Below are 1,549 nucleotides of genomic sequence, written 5' to 3' on the forward strand. Positions count from 1 at the left end.
GTAACTATTCACCAAGACAAATTATTTTCTAAGGATCTTTTTTAGCTATTGACTGATCCTGCCAGTATGCCAAGCTAGAGCTATTACCCTATCGCTCTAGCTTTAATGAATTTAAACAGCATAAATATCACTGAAATAGTTGAGCAAACTAAAACTCAGTTACAAGAAGATAAAACACTCTCGCCAGCGTTGAAGATGTCTATTGAACTCATTCTTGTTGTCGTTGTTATGCTAGCTAGTAAATTAGGACTTAATAGTCAAAATAGTAGCATTCCTCCATCAAAAGATATCAACCGAACAAAGCCAACAAGAGAGAAGTCAGAAAAATCAGCTGGCGGACAAAAAGGCCGAGTAGGTAAAACGCTGACTCAAACAGAAACACCTGATGAGGTACAAGTCATTTTAGTTGACCGAGATTTTTTACCTAAAGGTCACTATCGTGAGGTGGGTTTTCAAAAGCGACAAGTCATCGATATAGATATCAGTAAAGTGGTGACCGAATACCAGGCTCAAATCCTTGAGAATGAGCAAGGGAAGCGGTTTGTTGGTGAATTCCCCCAAGGTGTTAACGGTCCTATTCAATATGGTGTTGGTGTGAAAGCCCATGCGGTTTACTTATCACAATATCAATTACTCCCTTATAACCGCATTGAAGAATACTTTAGTGACCAACTAGGTATTCCGATCAGTGCCGGCAGTTTATTTAACTTTAATGAACAAGCAGCGGCACTAGTAAAGTCATCGGGCGCAGAAGGTATCATCAAAGCGGCATTACAAAGCCCGCATCAAACTTTGCATGTTGATGAGACTGGCATTAATATCGGCGGTAAACGGCGATGGCTTCATGGTGCATCAACGACTTGGTGGACTTATTTTTATCCTCATGAAAAAAGAGGAAAAATAGCGATGGATGAGGCCGGTATTTTACCGCACTTTACCGGTGTGCTATGTCATGACCATTGGAAGCCATATTATCAATATACCCAATGCCAACATGCATTATGTAATGCTCACCACATCCGAGAATTAGAAAGGGCTTGGGAGCAAGACGGCATGCAATGGGCGAAGGATATGCAAACCTTACTTAAAGAAATGAATAAAGCTCAAATAGATAATCCCGACCTAGATAAAGGGGCTAAACAGAAATATCGTGAGCAATATCAAAAAATATTGCTTCAAGGTGACGCTAAATGTCCACCACCAGATAAAAGTAGCCGAGTGGAAGGTCAGCGAGGCCGATTAAAGCGAACCAAATCCCGAGCATTATTGGAACGACTAAGAGATTATCAAGATGATGTTTTACGTTTCATGATGAGCACTGGCGTGCCATTTACCAACAACCAAGGCGAGAATGATATTAGGATGACCAAGGTTCATCAAAAAATATCGGGGTGTTTTAGAAGTAAGCAAGGAGCTGAAATGTTCTGCTTGCTGAGAAGCTATTTATCGACTTGCAGAAAACAATATGTATCTGCAAGCCTAGCCCTTGAGTTATTATTCAAAAATCAGCTGCCTGATGTATTCATTTCAGATGAGGCTGAATAGTTAC

The 1,549-nt window shown here is 40.5% G+C and carries 1 protein-coding gene; it reads left to right on the plus strand.

The window, feature by feature from the left end:
- Positions 1–105 precede the first annotated feature (105 nt).
- Positions 106–1,545, plus strand: coding sequence for an IS66 family transposase (locus tag QL998_RS20600; protein ID WP_182198095.1), 1,440 nt, complete (start codon positions 106–108; stop codon positions 1,543–1,545).
- The last annotated feature ends 4 nt before the right edge of the window (positions 1,546–1,549 follow it).

Origin of the sequence: Pseudoalteromonas sp. APC 3691 (assembly GCF_030408135.1) — a bacterium.
Lineage (GTDB): Bacteria > Pseudomonadota > Gammaproteobacteria > Enterobacterales > Alteromonadaceae > Pseudoalteromonas.